Raw genomic sequence first — 16,699 nt, forward strand, 5'->3', positions numbered from 1 at the left:
TCGTCGCAGGACTGCGGATCAATCAGATGCCCGACCGGAATCGAACGGTGACCTATGCCGGCGTCTCGCCGCCTAGGGTGTGTCGCGCGTCACGCGCCCAGGGCTGCCAGCGCCGCGTCGTAGTCGGGCTCCTGGCCGATCTCGGGCACCAGCTCGGTGTAGGCGACATTGCCGTCGGCGCCGACCACCACGACCGCGCGCGCCAGCAGGCCGGCCATCGGTCCGTCGGTGATCTTCACGCCGTAGTCATCGCCGAAGCTGTCGCGGAACGCCGATGCCGGGGTCACGTTCTCGATGTCCTCGGCGCCGCAGAACCGCTTCTGGGCGAACGGCAGATCGTTCGACACGCACAGCACGGCGCCGCCGGCCGCGGCCGCGCGCTCGTTGAACGTGCGCACGCTCATCGCGCACACCGGCGTGTCGACCGAGGGGAAGATGTTCAGCAGCACGGGCTTACCGCGGAACTGATCGTCACCGACGGTGCCGAGATCCGTTCCCACGAGGGTGAACCCGGGCGCCGGCGATCCGACAGCGGGAAGCTCTCCAACGGTGTTGATCGGGTTTCCGCGCAAAGTTATCTGTGCCATGCGCACAGTGTGCCAAGCGGCCGGCGTTTCGTCGCGTCCGGGTCAGACAGCTGGATCGCCGTACACGCGGGCGATGTCGGGCGAATCCAGCCAGCCCGAGTACGTCGGCCGCTGCGGCCAGCCTTCTGGCGAGTCCTGCCACACCTCCTGGCGGCCCCACGGCAGGATGTCGAGCAACGCGAACGAGTGGCTCAGCGCCTCGGTGCCCCGGCCGTTGGTGTGCCAGGTGCGATAGACGCGATCCTCGTCCCGCAGGAACACGTTCACCGCGAACCCCGTCCCCGGCGCCGCGTCGACGTCGGCGGCGAACGAACTCTCGGAGGATGAATACCACTCCATCCGGTTCCCGACCCGTTTCTTGTAGGCCAGCGCCTCGGCGATCGGGCCGGCCGTGACGATGACGAACCGGGCGTCGTAGCTGTCGAGGAATTCCAGTCGGGTGAACTGAGAGGTGAACCCGGTGCAGCCGCCGCACTGCCAGGTCTGCCCGTCGCTCCACATGTGGTTGTAGACGATGAGTTGCGAACGGCCGTCGAAGATGTCGGCGAGCCGGATCGGACCGTCCGCGCCGATCAGCGTGTAGTCGTCCATCTCGACCATCGGCAGCCGACGGCGCTGTGCGGCGATGGCGTCGAGTTCGCGCGTGGCAGCCTTCTCGCGGGCGCGCAGCTCGTCGAGCTGCGCACGCCACGTGGCGGCGTCGACGACGGGGGGAAGGGCGGGCTGCGTCATCTGACCATCCTGTCAACGGTGGGGCAACGGGTCAGCGGTGTTGACCGGACGGGCACGCAGAAATCATCGCTGACAGGATGACGCCATGACTTCGCGCATCGCGGCACGTGGTGGTTTCGAGCCCCGCATCGGTTCGGGCCTGGCCGGTTCCTGGAGCACGCGACTGTGGGCCGAGATCGCCCCGATCTTCGAGGCGATCATCGCCCACCCGTTCCTGACCGGCCTCACCGACGGCACCCTCGACTCGGCGGCCTTCGCCCACTACGTGGCCCAGGACGTGCACTACCTGCGCGCATACGCCCGGGCGCTCGCCGTGGTCGGCGCCAAGGCCGGCACGCTCGCCGACACCGCGATGTTCAACCGGCACGCGGCCGAGGTGTTCGACGTGGAGCTCGAGTTGCACGGTGAGCTGCTGCCCGCGCTGGGTTTGTCGGCCGACGCGGTGGACGACGTCGCCGTCGCGCCGACCACGCTGGCGTACAACAGCTACCTGATCTCGACGGTGTACGGGGGCTCCTTCGCCGACGGCCTCGCCGCGGTCCTGCCCTGCTACTGGATCTACGCGGAGGTGGGGGCCGAGCTGGCTCACCGCGGGTCGACCGACCCGCGTTACCAGCGCTGGATCGACAGTTACGGCGGCGACGAGTTCGCCGCGACGGTCAGCGAGGTGATCGCGCTCGCCGACCGGGTGGGCGCGACACTGACCGACGCCGACGAAGCCGTCGCGCGCGCGCATTTCGTGACCACCTCCCGGTACGAATGGATGTTCTTCGACGCCGCGCACCGGCGGGAGACGTGGCCGCAGGAGATCTCGGGCGCATCCGCGCCGTAGTGACTAAGCTGGCGGATTCTCTCTCGGACCGACCAACCGAAGGACACCGATGCGCACCGGACACGTCCGACTGACGTCGCACAGCGGGGGCACCGACGCCCGCGGTGCACTGGGGCGCGCCGACGGCCGCCGAGCGCGGACCGATCGTCGGGACCACCGCTCGCACGTACCGCAACGTCATCGGCGCACACAGCGGCGCCTACGGCGTGTACCGGGCGCTGGCCGTCGCCGCGGGCAAGCTCTCCGCCGACCACCGCGCGGACCTGACCGACACCGCGCCGACGGATCGCATCGGCCCGTTCCCGCAGTGGACCGATCCGACGACGATCGCCAGCCTGGACCCCTGGGGGGCGATGGTCACCGACGCGTTCGCAGACCAGATCGCCGCCGGCATCGACATCAGACCCACCATCGCGGTGACCAAGGCGCAGGTCATCCTGCCCGAGATCGCCGACGCGCTGGCCAAGGGCCGGCTGGTCCCCGACGGCCGCACCCTGCTCGACACCGGCGCCGCACAGGTCACCAAGGCCGCCGTCGAACCCGTGTGGCACCTGCCCGGCGTCGCCGCCCGCTTCGGCTGCAGCGAAAACGATTTGCGCCGTGTACTTTTCGAGGAAACCGGCGGCATGTATCCCGAACTGGTGACACGCCCCGATCTCGAGGTCTTCCTCCCGCCGATCGGCGGCCAGACGGTCTACATCTTCGGTGCGCCCGAAGACCTGGCCGACCCGACCGTCGAACTCACTGCGCGCGTGCACGACGAGTGCAACGGCTCGGATGTGTTCGGCTCCGACATCTGCACCTGCCGCCCGTATCTGACCCACGCCATCGAGGAGTGCATCAACGGCGCGCAGCGCGGCGGGGTGGGACTGGTGGCGTACTCGCGCAAGGAAGGTCGCGCGCTGGGCGAGGTGACCAAGTTCCTGGTGTACAACGCGCGCAAGAGGCAGGCCGGCGGCGACACCGCGGATCAGTACTTCACCCGCACCGAATGCGTTGCGGGCGTGCAGGACATGCGGTTCCAGGAACTGATGCCCGACGTCCTGCACTGGTTCGGGGTGACGAAGATCCACCGCCTGGTGTCGATGAGCAACATGAAGTACGACGCGATCACCGGCGCGGGTATCGACGTGGGTGAACGTGTCTCGATTCCCGACGAGCTGATCCCTGCCGACGCCCGTGTGGAGATCGACGCCAAGATGGCAGCCGGCTACTACACGCCCGGCGAGGTCCCCGATGCCGAAGAACTCAAGCGGGCAAAAGGCAGGGGGCTGCAGGGGTGACGGCCCCTGCCGAGGCCGCAGAGGCCGCGGGGGTGCTACGCACCACGACGGCGGTGCGGACGCGGTCGACGTCGCTGCTCGACCGTGCCCGGGCGGGCGACTCCCCGTGGTTCACGATTGATGACGATGCCGTGGAGCGGGTGGCCGACGCCGTGGCGACGCTGACCCGCAGCAGGTTCCCCGATCTCGACATCCCCCCACACAGCCGATGGCGCCACTTCGGCGTCGGCGGTGTCGACCGAGCCGGCGCGCTCACCGAGCGACTCGACGATGCGGCCGCCGCTGATCGCGCCCGCGCCATGATCGACCTGACCGTGGTGAGCGTGCTACTCGACGCCGGAGCTGGTGCGGACTGGGGGTTCCTCGAGGACGGAGTGCGCTATCAGCGTTCCGAAGGTCTCGCGGTGGCCAGCTGGCACGGCTTCGTCGACGGCGCGTTCTCCAGCGACCCGCACCACCCGCTGCAGGTCGACGCTCACGCGCTGCGAGCTCTGACCGTCGAGGACCTCGCGGCCGTGCTGCAGGTCTCCCCCGACAATCCGCTGGTGGGTCTGGCGGGCCGGGTCCAATTGATGCGCAGCCTGGGCGCCGCGCTCGCCGAGCAACCCGAGGTGTTCGGGCCGGCCGGCAGACCCGGTGGACTGTTCGACGCTTCGTCGGCGTCCTCGGGCGTCGTCGACGCCCATGACCTGCTGGTCCACCTGCTCACCTCGCTGTCACGAATCTGGCCGTCCGGCAACGTGATCGGCACCGAACCACTGGGTGACTGCTGGCGACACGGCGCGGTGGACGGCCCAGGCGCGACCGCCGGCTGGCTGCCGCTGCACAAGCTCTCGCAGTGGCTCACCTACTCGCTGATCGAACCGCTGCAGTGGGCCGGGGTGACGGTCACCGGGATCGACACCCTGACGGGGTTGCCCGAATACCGCAACGGCGGACTGCTGCTCGACAGTGGCGTGCTGCGGCTTCGAGACCCCCGGTGGGCCGAGAAAGATTGGGCGCCGGGCGATGAACCGGTGGTCGAGTGGCGTGGACTGACCGTCGCCCTGCTCGACGAGATCGCCCCGCTGGTGCGTGCGCTCCTCGGCGTCGACGAGGCGACCATGCCGCTTGCGTGTGTATTGGAGGGCGGCACCTGGGCGGCCGGGCGGGAAACCGCGCAGCGGCTGCGTGGCGGACTGCCTCCGCTGAACGTGCTCAGTGACGGGACGGTGTTCTAGATGACTTCCTCCACATCCGGGGTGACCCTGGTCGACCATCCACTGGTCCAGCACAAGATCACGCTCATGCGCCGCCGCGACGCATCGACCAACACGTTCCGCCGCTTGGTGCGCGAAGTGTCCGCGCTCATGGCGTACGAGGTGCTGCGCGATGTGGCGCTGCACGACGTCGAGGTGGACACCCCGATGGAGACCACCACCGGCAAGGTCATCGACGGCAAGAAGGTGGTGTTCGTCTCGGTGCTGCGGGCGGGCACCGGCATCCTGGACGGGATGCTCGACGCTGTGCCGTCGGCTCGCGTCGGCCACATCGGGCTCTACCGCGAGCCGAAAACGCAAGTGACGGTTGAGTACTACTTCAAAATGCCCAGCGACCTGGTCGAGCGCGACGTCGTCGTGCTCGACCCTCTGCTGGCCACCGGCCACTCGGCGACCGCCGCGGTCGAGCGGGTGCGCGAGCTCAACCCGAAATCGGTCAAGTTCGTCTGCCTGGTCACCTGCCCGGAAGGGATCGCGGCGATGACGCAGGCTCACCCCGATGTGCCGATCTACACCGCTGCCATCGATCGGGAGCTCGACAGCAACGGCTACATCCTGCCCGGCCTCGGCGACATCGGAGACCGCATCTTCGGCACCAAATAGGCCCCCGTCCCCAGGGGCCCCGCTCTAGGGTGGGTCATGGCCATCACCGAAGCTGACCTCGCGCCGCAGACACCGTTCGAGCGCGATGTCGTCGACACCCAACGCTATTTCGACAGCCCCCGGTTCGAGGGCATCATCCGGCTCTACACCGCGCGTCAGGTCGCCGAGCAGCGCGGCACGATTCCCGCCGACTACCCGGTCGCGCGCGAGGCCGCCACCGCGTTCCACCCCCACCTGCGTGAGCTGTTCGCCCAGGGCAGGAGCATCACGACGTTCGGCCCCTACTCCCCCGGCCAGGCCGTGGTGATGAAACGGATGGGCATCGAAGGGATCTACCTCGGCGGCTGGGCCACCTCGGCGAAGGGGTCCATCAGCGAGGATCCGGGACCCGACCTGGCCAGCTATCCGCTCAGCCAGGTGCCCGAGGAAGCGGCCGGCATCGTCCGCGCGCTGCTGACCGCCGACCGCAACCAGCAGTACCTGCGGCTCCAGATGACCCCCGAGCAACGCGCAACCACGCCGGAATACGACTACCGGCCGTTCATCATCGCCGACGCGGACACCGGTCACGGCGGAGATCCCCACGTGCGCAACCTGATTCGGCGCTTCGTCGAGAACGGAGTGCCGGGCTACCACATCGAGGACCAACGGCCGGGCACCAAGAAGTGCGGCCACCAGGGCGGCAAGGTGCTGGTGCCCTCGGACGAGCAGATCAAGCGGCTCAACACCGCGCGCTTCCAACTCGACATCATGCGGGTGCCGGGCATCATCGTCGCGCGCACCGACGCCGAGGCGGCCAACCTGATCGACAGCCGGGCCGACGAACGAGACCAGCCGTTCCTGCTCGGCGTCACCAACCTCAAGATCCCGTCGTACAAGTCCTGCTTCCTGGCGATGGTGCGCCGCTTCTACGACAAGGGCGTGACCGAGCTGAACGGCCACCTGCTCTACGCGCTCCCCGATGGCGAGTACGCCACCGCCGAAGCGTGGCTGGGTCGCCAGGGCGTACTGGACCTCATCGACCAGACCGCGGCGGCATGGCAGGACGGCGCCGAGCAGTCGTTGGATGCGGCGTTCGACACCGTCGAGTCCCGCTTCGTCGACGCCTGGCAGGACGACGCCGGCCTCGACACCTACGCCGGCGCGGTGGCCGACCTGCTCGAGTTCCGCGAGCGTGAGGGCGAATCGGCGGCGATGAGCGCCAGCCAGTGGCGCTCGTTCGCCGAACGTGCGCCGCTCTACGTGGCCCGGGAGAAGGCCAAGGAACTCGGGGCCGATGTCGCGTGGGACTGCGAGCGGGCCAAGACGCCCGAGGGGTACTACCAGGTACGCGGCGGCATTCCGTACGCGATCGCCAAGTCCCTGGCCGCGGCCCCGTTCGCCGACATCCTGTGGATGGAGACCAAGACCGCCGACCTGGCCGACGCGAAGGAGTTCGCCGACGCCATCCACGCGGTCTATCCCGACAAGATGCTGGCCTACAACCTCTCCCCGTCGTTCAACTGGGACACCACCGGGATGACCGACGAGGAGATGCGTGCCTTCCCCGAGGAAATCGGGAAGATGGGCTTCGTCTTCAACTTCATCACCTACGGCGGCCACCAGGTCGACGGCGTGGCATCCGAGGAGTTCGCGACCTCGCTGCGCCAGGAGGGAATGCTGGCGCTGGCCCGGTTGCAGCGCAAGATGCGCCTCGTCGAATCGCCCTACCGCACCCCGCAGACACTCGTCGGCGGCCCGCGCTCCGATGCCGCACTGGCGGCGTCGTCCGGCCGCACGGCGACGACGAAGTCGATGGGCAAGGGGTCCACGCAGCACCAGCACCTGGTGCAGACCGAGGTGCCCAAGAAGCTGCTCGAGGACTGGCTGGCGCTGTGGAGCGAGCACAACAAGCTGCCGGAGAGGCTGCGGGTGCAGCTGCGGCCGCGGCGTGCCGGCTCGGACGTGCTGGACCTGCAGATACTCGGTGAGGGTGAAGAGCCGCTGGCCAACGTCGTCGTCGACCCGATCAAGGACCGGCACGGCCGCAGCATCCTGACGGTGCGTGACCAGAACACCTTCGCCGAGCAGCTTCGGCAGAAGCGGTTGATGGACGTGATCCACCTGTGGCTCATCCACCGCTTCAAAGCCGAGATCGTGTACTACGTGACGCCGACCGAGGACAACATCTATCAGACCGAGAAGATGAAGAGCCACGGCATCTTCAGCGATGTCTACCAGGAAGTCGGCGAGATCATCGTCGCCGACGTGAACCAGCCGCGCATCGACGAGCTGCTCAATCCCGATCGCGAGGCGTTGACCCGGCTCATCGCCAAGCAGGACTGAGGGCTACAGCAGCGCGGCGGCGCGGCGCAGAAGATCGCGCCACTGCGCGACGACGGCCGCGTCGGTGACGAGGAACTGCCCCAGGCGGGTCGCGTCGGGCCCGGCGGGCATCGGCGCGGCCGGCAGGTAGCCGTCGGAGGTGCCGAGTGACCGCGCGCTCGACACGACGTCACCGTCGCGTAGCCACTGCGGCACCGGGCCGCAGGCGTAGGGCAGGTCGGGCAGCGCGGCGGCCAGCGCGACGTCGGCGGCCACCCCGATGCTGGTGGCTCCGCTGAACGCCACCAGCGCCGGAAGCCCGAGCCGCTCGGCGCGACGCATTGCGCGGCGCACCCCGCCGAGGCGACCGCACCGCAGTACGACGACGTCGGCGCACTGGGGATCTGCGGCGAGCACGTCGGCGTCGACGGCGACCGGGAGGTCGACGCGGCGCCGGATCGCGGCGGCCTGCTCAGCGGTGCAGTCGATGAGGTGCGCCACGTCCGGTGCGGCCTCCCGGATCAGCATCACCGCAGCGTCGATGTCTCGGCCGACCGCCACCGTCGGGCGAGCGGCGTCGACCGGCACCCGGCCGCGCAGCGCGTCGGGCCAGCCGACCGTGCTCGGCTCCATGGCCGCGGTCAGCCAGCGAGCCGCCAGCTCGGCGGAAGCGCCAGGGGGCGGGCTGAATTCACCCCACCCCTGCGGCCCCTCCACCAGGACCCCGTAGCGGGGGCCGCCGGCAGCCGGGATCGCGAACACGGGCGCGTCATCGAGATCGATCCAAGTTCTCACTGACCGACAAGCTAGCCCGTGACTACGCTGGTCCGGTGGCCGGTGCCCCGTTCCTGCTGTTGTCGATTCGCGGCGAGGACGACGCGGCCGCAGACGAGTACGCCGCGGTCATGCGATTCGCCGGGCTCGACACGCAGAGCCTGCACCGCATCGGGCTCACCCATCAACCGCTCGGCGACCTCGATCTGGCGGACTGGTCGGGCATCATCCTCGGCGGCGGGCCGTTCACCGTCAGCGACGATCCCGCCACGAAATCACCGGTGCAGCAGCGTGTCGAGGGCGAGCTCGCCGACCTCGTCGCCTCGGTCGTCGCCTCCGACTTCCCCTTCCTGGGGTGCTGCTACGGCATCGGCATCCTCGGCGCCGCGGTCGGGGCGAGCATCGACCGCTCACACAGCGAACCGGTCGGGCCGCTGACCGTCGAGCTGACCGACGAGGGGCGCGCCGATCCCCTCTTCGCAGGCCTGCCGGACACTTTCGACGCGTTCGGCGGCCACAAGGAGGCGGCCTCGGTGCTGCCGGACCACGCGACCCGGCTCGCCCGCTCCGCCGACTGCCCGGTCCAGGCGTTCCGCGTCGGCGCCAACGTGTATGCCACGCAGTTCCATCCCGAGCTCGACGCCGACGGGCTGTGCACCCGCATCGACGCCTACAAGAACGACGGCTACTTCGCGCCCGACACCGCCGAGACGCTCAAAGATGCCGCACGCCGCCGCCCGGTCACCCACCCGATGGCGATCCTGCGCGCGTTCACGCAGAGATATGGCCGCTAGGCCGGAAGCTCCATCTGCGCCCGCGCGATCTGCTCGATCATCGGCGCCAGGCGCGCCCGCAGCGCATTGTGCTCGTCGTCGGCGTCGTATCCGCGATAGGCGTCGGCGTCGGTGAAATCGGCGACGATGACGAGGTCCCAATTGCCTTCGCGCAGGCCGGCATCCGAGCCCATCGAATACGCCACCGTGCCGGGGCAGTTCAGATTCCGCAGACCCTGCTGAATCTGCGCGAGTTCGGCGGCGTCATAACCGCCCTTGAGCTTGGCGAGCACCACGCTGCGGATCATCCGCGCACCGTAACAGTTCTCAGTACGGCGCGAGTTGGGTGCCGATGAGCGGCGCGATCTTGTCGGCCATGTACGTGTGGCCGGCATCGGTGGGGTGCACACCGTCGGCGCCGATGAGGTCGGGGCGCCCGACGAACCACCGGGCGGCGATCGGATCGACGAACGTCGCCCCGGCGAGCTGGGCCTGATAGCTCAGGATGTCGCGGATCCGCAGAACCTCCGGCGGCGGATCGGCCGTCGGCCACGGCGGCCCGATGACCAGCATCTTCGCCGACCTGGCGATCTGGCGAGCCAAGTTGAGCGTGCCGTACATCGCGATCGACAGGCGGGTCGGTTCGACCTTCATGTCGTTGCGCGACCCGAAGAACACCACCAGGGTGTCGTTGGGTTTGACGGCCCGCACCGTGAGGTCCTCGAAGACGCTGCCGCGGTTGCCGCGTGTGCAGTATCCGGCGCCGCCCTCCGCGGCCACGGTGGGTGTGACCGGGATGCCGTGATTGCTCAGCGCCTGCCACACCTGCGGCGCCCAGCCCTGCGGACCGTTGCCGCCCTGATCGCTGCCCGTGGTGTACGAATCGCCGATCACGGCGACTCGGTTGACGGCGTAGTCGAGGGCTTGCACCTGGCGGTGAGTGACGGCAGGAGCGGGTGCGCTGAAGAAGCCGAACAGCATGGCGGCAGCGAGGATCCACGTCAGCACACGACTCACTGGACCAGCCTAGGGTCGGGCCCGTCGGGCCGGCGCGCCGACTCGCCGCGCATCACGATGTCGTCATCCCGCCCGCGCGGTGACCGGCTGCAGCCGTCCCTGGGGCGAAGCCGAGAGGCTAGCCGGTGGCGTGCGGGGCTCGATCATCCGGCGCATCCAGCGGCGCGCCGGTTCCTCGACGACGTGGTAGAGCAGGGCGGCCAGGAGGCCGGACACGAGCACCAGGCCGAGCACGGTGAATTTCGCCGACCAGCTGGGCACCAGCGTGATCGCGAACTGCTGGACCGCCCAGTTCCACATCGTGTGCACGATCTCGTGGATCATGTACAGCCCGAACGAGATGTGCCCGAGATAGACCATCACCGACGTCGACAGCAGCGCGGGCAGCGTGCCCGCTCCGATGGACAGCGTGATCACCAGAGGGACGAACAGCACGTCGACGAGCCCGCCGGCGTCGAGCATGTCCTGGGGCGGATAGGCGTCCAGGAGATAGAGGCCACCGATGATCGTGGCGCCCAGAGCGAGCGCGCCCAGGCCGGCGGCCTGGCGGGCCCGATCGGACAGCTGTAGCCGGCGGACCGCCGCACAGGCCAGCGCCCCCGCGGTGAACTGCATGATGATGCGGGGCAGCCAGCTCCACGGGGTGTAGAAGACGCCGTGGGCGAGCAGCAGCAGCGTGGGCGCCAGGGCGGCCGCGACCGCGAGCCACATGAGCCCCCGCGCGCGGGTCACGCCAGCGATGCGGAACACCACCAGGACCAGCCCGCCGAAGAGAAGGTAGGCAAGCCACTCGGCGCTGATCGACCAGGCCGGACCGTCCCAGCTGGAGCCGTCGAAGTACGGCTGGAACCACAGCTGTACCAGAAACACCTGTTTGAGCCAGCTCAACGCGTTCAGTGACGCGATGACGTCCGGCGGCAGCGGGAACCGTCCCACGTAGAGGGTGAACACCGCGAACGCCGCGGCCAGGTGCATGGTCACCAGATACACCGGCCACACGCGGGCCAGGCGCAGCCACAGGAATCTCAACGTGGCGCGGGTCGACCAGGCCTCGCCCATCCGATCGAGGTAGTTCCACGTCAGCACGAAGCCGCTGAGGATGAAGAAGAGGTCGACGCCCTGGGCGCCGGCGTTCAGGATCGGCGCCAGCGCACTGCGCACCCCGGGCGACGCTTCGGCCAGCAGCGGCCGGAAGTGGAAGAGCACAACCCACAGCGCGGCCACGATGCGCAGGCCCGACAGGGCTCTGATCTCACCGGTGCGCACACGACTCATTTCGATCTCGACGAACCACCTCGACGAACCTCGAAGCAGTGACGACGGCGTCGAACCTCGGGGCCACGCACAGGTCGCCTCCCCGAGGCGACGACGCCGGCGACCGGTGGGAGGTTACCAGCGGAACCTGGGCGTGGGAGTGCCGCAACGCCGCCGCAACCCGGTTCTGACGAACCTGTGAACGCCCGGGTAATGTCTTCCAGATCGTCAATCGAAGATGCCACCGTGCGTGACCAGTCGTACGCCGACCTACCCGGCCAGATGACTGTTCCGGGCGACACGGGGCCGCTGCAGGTCCTCCTCGTCGAGGACGACCGGGGCGACGCGATCCTGGTCGAAGAACTGATCGCCGACGCCGGCGTCGACATGGCAGTGGTGTGGGCCGAGACGATGGCCGACGCCGAGAAGGCGATCGACGGATCGCGCCCGGACTGCGTGCTGTTGGATCTGCACCTGCACGACACCGAGGGCGTCGCAGGCCTGGCACGTATCGCCGCCTGCGACGCAACCGTTCCCGTCGTGGTGCTGACCGGCCTCAACGACGAGCACGTCGCGTCGGCGGCTGTCGCCTCCGGGGCGCAGGACTACCTGGTCAAGGGCAGGGTCGACCCGGAAACACTGCGGCGAGCCGTGCTCTACGCCATCGAGCGCAAGCGCGCCGAACTGACCGCCGTCGACCTGCATGCGACGCGCTCACGCGAGCAGGAGAACGCCCGGCTCGAGCGCGGGCTGCTCCCCTCGCCGCTGCTGCTCGACGACCCCGGCGTCAGCATCGTCACCCAGTACCGACCGAGCCGGCAGAACGCGCTGCTCGGCGGCGACTTCTTCGACATCGTCCAGACCCCGGACCACACGGTGCACGTGATGATCGGCGATGTCGCCGGGCACGGCCCCGACGAAGCCGCGCTGGGCGTTGCGTTGCGGATCGCGTGGCGGGCGTTGACCTTCGCCGGGCTGCGAGGCGCCGAGCGCATGCGTCAACTCGAGCGCATCCTGCGCGCGGAACGGGCCGGCCGAGGAACGTTCGCCACGGTGCTCAGTGTGGCGATCCCTCCCCAGGGATCGGCGGTCACGGCGGTGCGGGCCGGTCACCCCGGCATGCTGCTGCACGGCGGGGGCACGGTCGACTGGGTCGAACCGGCCGGCGGCCCGGCGCTCGGGCTGCACGTGGGTGACTGGACGCCGCAACCGGTGGAGTTGCCGCCCGGCAAGGGGCTGGTGCTGCTCACCGACGGACTGTTCGAGGGGCACGTCGGCCGCGGCAACGAACGGCTCGGAGAGGACGGGCTGCTGCAGCTCGCCCGCTCGCTGGCTCACCTGCCCGGGCCGCAGTTCGTCGACGCCCTGATCGACGCCGTCGAACAGCAGGCGCAGTCGCACGGCGGGATGGCCGACGACATCGCCGTGGTGCGAGTGGAGAGGACGGCGCGATGAGCCCCGATCAGCGCGGGATGCGCGCTCTGACCGTCGAGGGCTGGCAGTACCTGGTGCTGTCGATCATGGCGATCGTCGTCCTCGCCGGCGCCGTCACGACCGCGGTGCTGCTCGCCCGGACCGACAGCGTGTCCAACCAACTCACCAGCAACGTGGGGCCCGCGCGGGTGGCGGCCTACCAGCTGCAGGCGGCGCTGCGCGATCAGGAGACCGCGGTCCGCGGATACGTGATCTCCTCCGATGCTCAATTCCTCGCGCCCTTCGACAACGGCCGGCAGACGGAATCGAAGGCTTCGGCCGATCTACGCCAGTTCGAGCAGAAGCGGCCTGACCTCCTCGCCGACCTCGACGAGATCGAGCAGGCGGCGGGCTCGTGGCGGGACAACTACGCCGAACCCGTCATCGCCGCGGTGCAGCCGGGGATGCGCAATGCGATCTCCCCTGCGCTCACCGAGATCGGCAAGTCGGAGTTCGACCGGCTACGTGCGCTGTTCGATCAGCAGAACACCCATCTCGCCGAAGCGCGCAGCGACGGTATCGCCGAACTCGCATCCATCAGCGCGTGGCGTAACGGCGTGCTGGTCGCGATGCTCGCCGCGTTCCTGGTGACGATGGTGGTGCTGGGGGTCGTGTTGCGGCGCGCCCTGGTGAGGCCGCTGGGGCGGCTGGCCGAGGCGTGTCGTCGTGTCGCCGGGGGGAACTTCGGGGAGAAGATCGTGCCGCAGGGTCCGCGGGACATCCGCTTGATCGCGATTGACGTCGACAACATGCGCCAGCGGATCGTCGACGAGCTGGAGGCGTCCCGGGCGGCCACCGAGGCGCTCGATGAACAGGCCGACGAGTTGCGCCGCTCCAACGCCGAACTGGAGCAGTTCGCCTATGTGGCGTCCCACGACCTGCAGGAGCCGCTGCGCAAGGTCGCCTCTTTCTGCCAGCTGCTGGAGAAGCGCTACGGCGACAAGCTCGACGAGCGCGGCACCGAATACATCGGGTTCGCCGTCGACGGTGCCAAGCGGATGCAGGTACTCATCAACGATCTGCTCACGTTCTCCCGGGTGGGCCGTCTCAACGCAACCGAGACCTCTGTCGATCTCGATACGGTTCTCGACTCTGCGCTGGCCAATGTCGCCGCGGCGATCGAGGAGACGGGCGCGGCGATCGAGCGGCCCGCCGGTGGCTTACCGACGATCATGGGCGATCCGACGCTGCTGACCATGCTGTGGCAGAACCTCATCGGGAACGCGGTGAAGTTCCGCCAGGAGGGCGTTGCGCCTCGGGTCGTGATCGAGTGTGGATCCGGCGAGCCTGGCCAGTGGCTGTTCTCGGTGAGCGACAACGGAATCGGGATCGCCGCGGAGTTCTCGGAGAAGGTTTTCGTGATCTTCCAGCGGCTGCACGGACGCGATGCCTACACCGGAACCGGCATCGGTCTGGCATTGTGCAAGAAGATCGTCGAGCACCACGGCGGCACGATCTGGATCGACAACGACTACACCGACGGCACCCGCTTTCTCTTCACGTTGCCCACCGCGCACGCCGAGACGGCGAACACCGACACCGCAGCACCCCTGATGGAAGGATCGTCGTCATGACCCCCGCTGAACGTGCCATCGACGTGCTGCTCATCGAGGACGATCCGGGAGATGAGCTGATCACCCGGGAAGCGTTCGAGCACAACAAGATCAAGAACAATCTGCACGTCGCCCACGACGGCGAGGAAGGCCTGGACTTCCTGTATCGGCGAGGCAAGTACGAAGGCGCGCCACGGCCGGACCTGGTGCTGCTCGACCTGAACCTGCCCAAGTACGACGGGCGGCAGCTCCTCGAGACCATCAAGAGCGACCCCGAGCTCAACCACATCCCGGTCGTGGTGCTCACCACCTCCTCCGCCGAGGAGGACATTCTGCGCAGCTACAAATTGCACGCCAACGCGTACGTGACCAAGCCCGTCGATCTCGACCAGTTCATGAACGCCGTCCGGCAGATCGACGAGTTCTTCGTCCAGGTGGTCCGTCTCCCCCACTCGTAGATGGAGCTGCCCCGGCCGGATCCCCAGGCGGCCCACCTCGCCGACGTGGCGCCGTCGCTGCTGGCGGCCATGGGGGTCGCCGGGTTCTCGGCGCGGCTCGGCGACCGGTTCGGCGCCGCCGGCGAGGCTGCCGGTGCCTGCCTGCTTCTGGTGGACGGCCTCGGTGCCGAGCTTCTCGACGCCCACCTCTCCGACGCGCCGTTCCTGGCGACGCTGCGCGGGCCGACCCTGACGGCCGGATATCCGGCGACGACGGCGGCCGGGCTCGCCGCCGTGGGCACCGGTTGCCGTTCCGGCGAACACGGCGTGGTGGGCATGACCTTCCGGCTGCCCGACGTGGGTGTCATCAACGCGTTGCGGTGGCGTCCCCACCCCTGGGGGGATGATCTGCGGGAGCAGGCGGTGCCCGAGCACGTCCAGCCGCGGACCACGACGTTCGAACGTGCCGCCTCAGCAGGGGTGTCGGTGCGGGTGATCTCCGGCGCGGAGTTCGCCGGCTCCGGCCTGACCCGGGCGGTGCTGCGCGGTGGCAGCTATGTCGGAGTGCACGCGATCGGCGACCTGGTCGCGGCAGTCGGCACGACGCTCGCCGACGGCGGGTTCTGCTACGCCTACCACGCCGATCTGGACCTGGTAGGTCACCTGCACGGTCCGGGCAGCCCGGCCTGGCGGTGGCAGCTGCGCCAGGTGGATCGGATGGTCGAGTCGATCGCCGAGGTCCTGCCGCCGGGAGGCGTGCTGGCGGTGGTCGCCGACCACGGCATGGTGAGTCTCGGCGCCGACGTCACCGACGTCGACGCCGAGCCGCTGCTGCACGACGGCGTAGCCGCGATCGGCGGCGAGGTGCGCGCCCGCCACGTGTATGTCGACCCCGGCGCCCGTGACGACGTGCTGGCGGCGTGGGGCGAGGTACTCGGAGAGCGGGCCTGGGTCGTCGCCCGGGACGACGCGGTGGCGGCGGGCTGGTTCGGGGAGCGGGTCACCGACGATGCCATGCAGCGCATCGGGGATGTGGTGGTGGCCGCTCGAGGGGCATCGGGTGTGGTGCGGCGCACAGTCGAGCCGATCGAATCCTCGCTGATCGGTCAGCACGGCTCCTTCACAGCGGCCGAACAGCGAATCCCGTTACTCGTCGTCCGCCGCTGATCAATACCGTTGTTGTGCAGGTGTTTTCTGTAGATTCAGGCTGGCACTGAAAACGTCTCTGCGACATGTATTTTCGTGACAGATTATTTCTCTGAACGTGTAATGTGCCCGCTGTCACACATTTTGGCCGTATTAGAGACCCTCTGCTAGCGTCCGGCCGCATGTATGAACTCGCCACACTCTTGACGCTCGTCAACCAGGTGTCGGGAACTCCGTACATCAGCGGCGGAGATTCACCGACCGGAACGGACTGCTCCGGTCTCGTATCCTGGGTGACCAACGCGGCGACCGGTCGACCCGTGTTCGGGGACCGCTTCAACACCGGCAACATCGAAGGCGCGCTGAAGGCTCGTGGGTTCCAGTACGGGACGCAGCCCGGCGCGCTCGTGGTCGGCTGGAACGGCGGGCACACCGCGGTGACGCTGCCCGACGGCACGCCTGTCTCCTCCGGAGAGGGTGGCCGCGGCGTCAAGGTCGGCGGTGGCGGCGCCTACCAGAGTCAGTTCACCCACCACATGTTCCTGCCCGCGCCGGCCGCTGCCGACGTGCCCCCGCCTGTCGATCCGCAGTTGGCGCCGCCTGTGCCCCCGCCGCCGGCCCCCGTGGTGCTGATGGGTCAGGAATCCCCGGCTGATCCCGCGCTGCCGCCCC

16 protein-coding genes and 1 pseudogene are annotated in these 16,699 nt (G+C 69.0%); 11 read left to right on the top strand and 6 right to left on the bottom strand.

Annotated features, from left to right (window positions below; genetic code table 11):
- Positions 1 to 89: 89 nt before the first annotated feature.
- Both tpx and DMB80_RS23890 read right to left on the bottom strand, forming a co-directional pair.
- Positions 90 to 587, bottom strand: coding sequence for a thiol peroxidase (gene tpx / locus DMB80_RS23885; RefSeq protein WP_111512131.1), 498 nt, complete (start codon positions 585 to 587; stop codon positions 90 to 92).
- A gap of 42 nt (positions 588 to 629) precedes the next feature.
- Complete coding sequence (locus DMB80_RS23890) at positions 630 to 1,319, bottom strand: DUF899 domain-containing protein (RefSeq protein ID WP_111512132.1); 690 nt, start codon at positions 1,317 to 1,319, stop codon at positions 630 to 632.
- 85 nt (positions 1,320 to 1,404) lie between these two features.
- Between DMB80_RS23890 and tenA the strand changes: the two genes are divergently transcribed.
- The 5 genes and pseudogenes from tenA to aceA all read left to right on the top strand — a co-directional run bounded on the left by tenA (position 1,405) and on the right by aceA (position 7,621).
- Entirely contained in the window at positions 1,405 to 2,151 is a 747-nt protein-coding gene (gene tenA, locus DMB80_RS23895; protein WP_111512133.1) for a thiaminase II, read from the top strand.
- Positions 2,152 to 2,200: 49 nt separating this feature from the next.
- Positions 2,201 to 3,434, top strand: a pseudogene (locus DMB80_RS23900) (GTP cyclohydrolase II).
- Complete coding sequence (locus tag DMB80_RS23905; RefSeq protein WP_111512134.1) at positions 3,431 to 4,654, top strand: URC4/urg3 family protein; 1,224 nt, start codon at positions 3,431 to 3,433, stop codon at positions 4,652 to 4,654. The pseudogene DMB80_RS23900 and the gene DMB80_RS23905 overlap by 4 nt, the downstream one beginning before the upstream one ends.
- Entirely contained in the window at positions 4,655 to 5,296 is a 642-nt protein-coding gene (gene upp, locus DMB80_RS23910; protein WP_111512135.1) for a uracil phosphoribosyltransferase, read from the top strand.
- Positions 5,297 to 5,332: 36 nt separating this feature from the next.
- The gene (gene aceA / locus DMB80_RS23915; protein WP_048422411.1) at positions 5,333 to 7,621 is read left to right on the top strand and encodes an isocitrate lyase ICL2; all 2,289 of its coding nucleotides are present in this window, start codon (positions 5,333 to 5,335) and stop codon (positions 7,619 to 7,621) included.
- 3 nt (positions 7,622 to 7,624) lie between these two features.
- Here the strand turns inward: aceA and DMB80_RS23920 are convergent, their stop codons facing one another.
- The gene (locus tag DMB80_RS23920; protein WP_111512136.1) at positions 7,625 to 8,395 is read right to left on the bottom strand and encodes an O-succinylbenzoate-CoA synthase; all 771 of its coding nucleotides are present in this window, start codon (positions 8,393 to 8,395) and stop codon (positions 7,625 to 7,627) included.
- A gap of 35 nt (positions 8,396 to 8,430) precedes the next feature.
- Here DMB80_RS23920 and DMB80_RS23925 point away from each other — a divergent pair, with 35 nt between their 5' ends.
- Positions 8,431 to 9,168 (top strand): glutamine amidotransferase, encoded by a 738-nt coding sequence (locus DMB80_RS23925; protein ID WP_111512137.1) that lies wholly within the window; start codon positions 8,431 to 8,433, stop codon positions 9,166 to 9,168.
- Here DMB80_RS23925 and DMB80_RS23930 read toward each other — a convergent pair.
- The 3 genes from DMB80_RS23930 to DMB80_RS23940 form a co-directional block, all read right to left on the bottom strand.
- The gene (locus DMB80_RS23930) at positions 9,165 to 9,455 is read right to left on the bottom strand and encodes a Dabb family protein (RefSeq protein ID WP_111512138.1); all 291 of its coding nucleotides are present in this window, start codon (positions 9,453 to 9,455) and stop codon (positions 9,165 to 9,167) included. The two genes, DMB80_RS23925 and DMB80_RS23930, sit on opposite strands and share 4 nt — an antisense overlap.
- Positions 9,456 to 9,474: 19 nt before the next feature.
- Complete coding sequence (locus DMB80_RS23935) at positions 9,475 to 10,164, bottom strand: Rv0518 family GDSL lipase (RefSeq protein WP_111512139.1); 690 nt, start codon at positions 10,162 to 10,164, stop codon at positions 9,475 to 9,477.
- 63 nt (positions 10,165 to 10,227) lie between these two features.
- Positions 10,228 to 11,439, bottom strand: a complete 1,212-nt coding sequence (locus DMB80_RS23940; protein ID WP_111512140.1) for an acyltransferase family protein — start codon at positions 11,437 to 11,439, stop codon at positions 10,228 to 10,230.
- Positions 11,440 to 11,700: 261 nt separating this feature from the next.
- On the opposite strand from DMB80_RS23940, the gene DMB80_RS23945 reads away from it, so the two are divergent.
- The 5 genes from DMB80_RS23945 to DMB80_RS23965 form a co-directional block, all read left to right on the top strand.
- Positions 11,701 to 12,873 (top strand): PP2C family protein-serine/threonine phosphatase, encoded by a 1,173-nt coding sequence (locus DMB80_RS23945; RefSeq protein ID WP_111512152.1) that lies wholly within the window; start codon positions 11,701 to 11,703, stop codon positions 12,871 to 12,873.
- The gene (locus DMB80_RS23950) at positions 12,870 to 14,465 is read left to right on the top strand and encodes a sensor histidine kinase (RefSeq protein WP_111512141.1); all 1,596 of its coding nucleotides are present in this window, start codon (positions 12,870 to 12,872) and stop codon (positions 14,463 to 14,465) included. Before DMB80_RS23945 ends, DMB80_RS23950 begins: the two co-directional genes overlap by 4 nt.
- Positions 14,462 to 14,902, top strand: a complete 441-nt coding sequence (locus tag DMB80_RS23955; protein ID WP_046364196.1) for a response regulator — start codon at positions 14,462 to 14,464, stop codon at positions 14,900 to 14,902. Before DMB80_RS23950 ends, DMB80_RS23955 begins: the two co-directional genes overlap by 4 nt.
- Entirely contained in the window at positions 14,903 to 16,048 is a 1,146-nt protein-coding gene (locus DMB80_RS23960; protein ID WP_111512142.1) for an alkaline phosphatase family protein, read from the top strand.
- Between the two features lie 161 nt (positions 16,049 to 16,209).
- Positions 16,210 to 16,699: NlpC/P60 family protein (locus DMB80_RS23965; RefSeq protein ID WP_111512143.1), on the top strand; the 490-nt coding region annotated here is incomplete at its 3' end.

Origin of the sequence: Mycobacterium kyogaense (assembly GCF_003254575.1) — a bacterium.
Taxonomy (GTDB): domain Bacteria; phylum Actinomycetota; class Actinomycetes; order Mycobacteriales; family Mycobacteriaceae; genus Mycobacterium; species Mycobacterium kyogaense.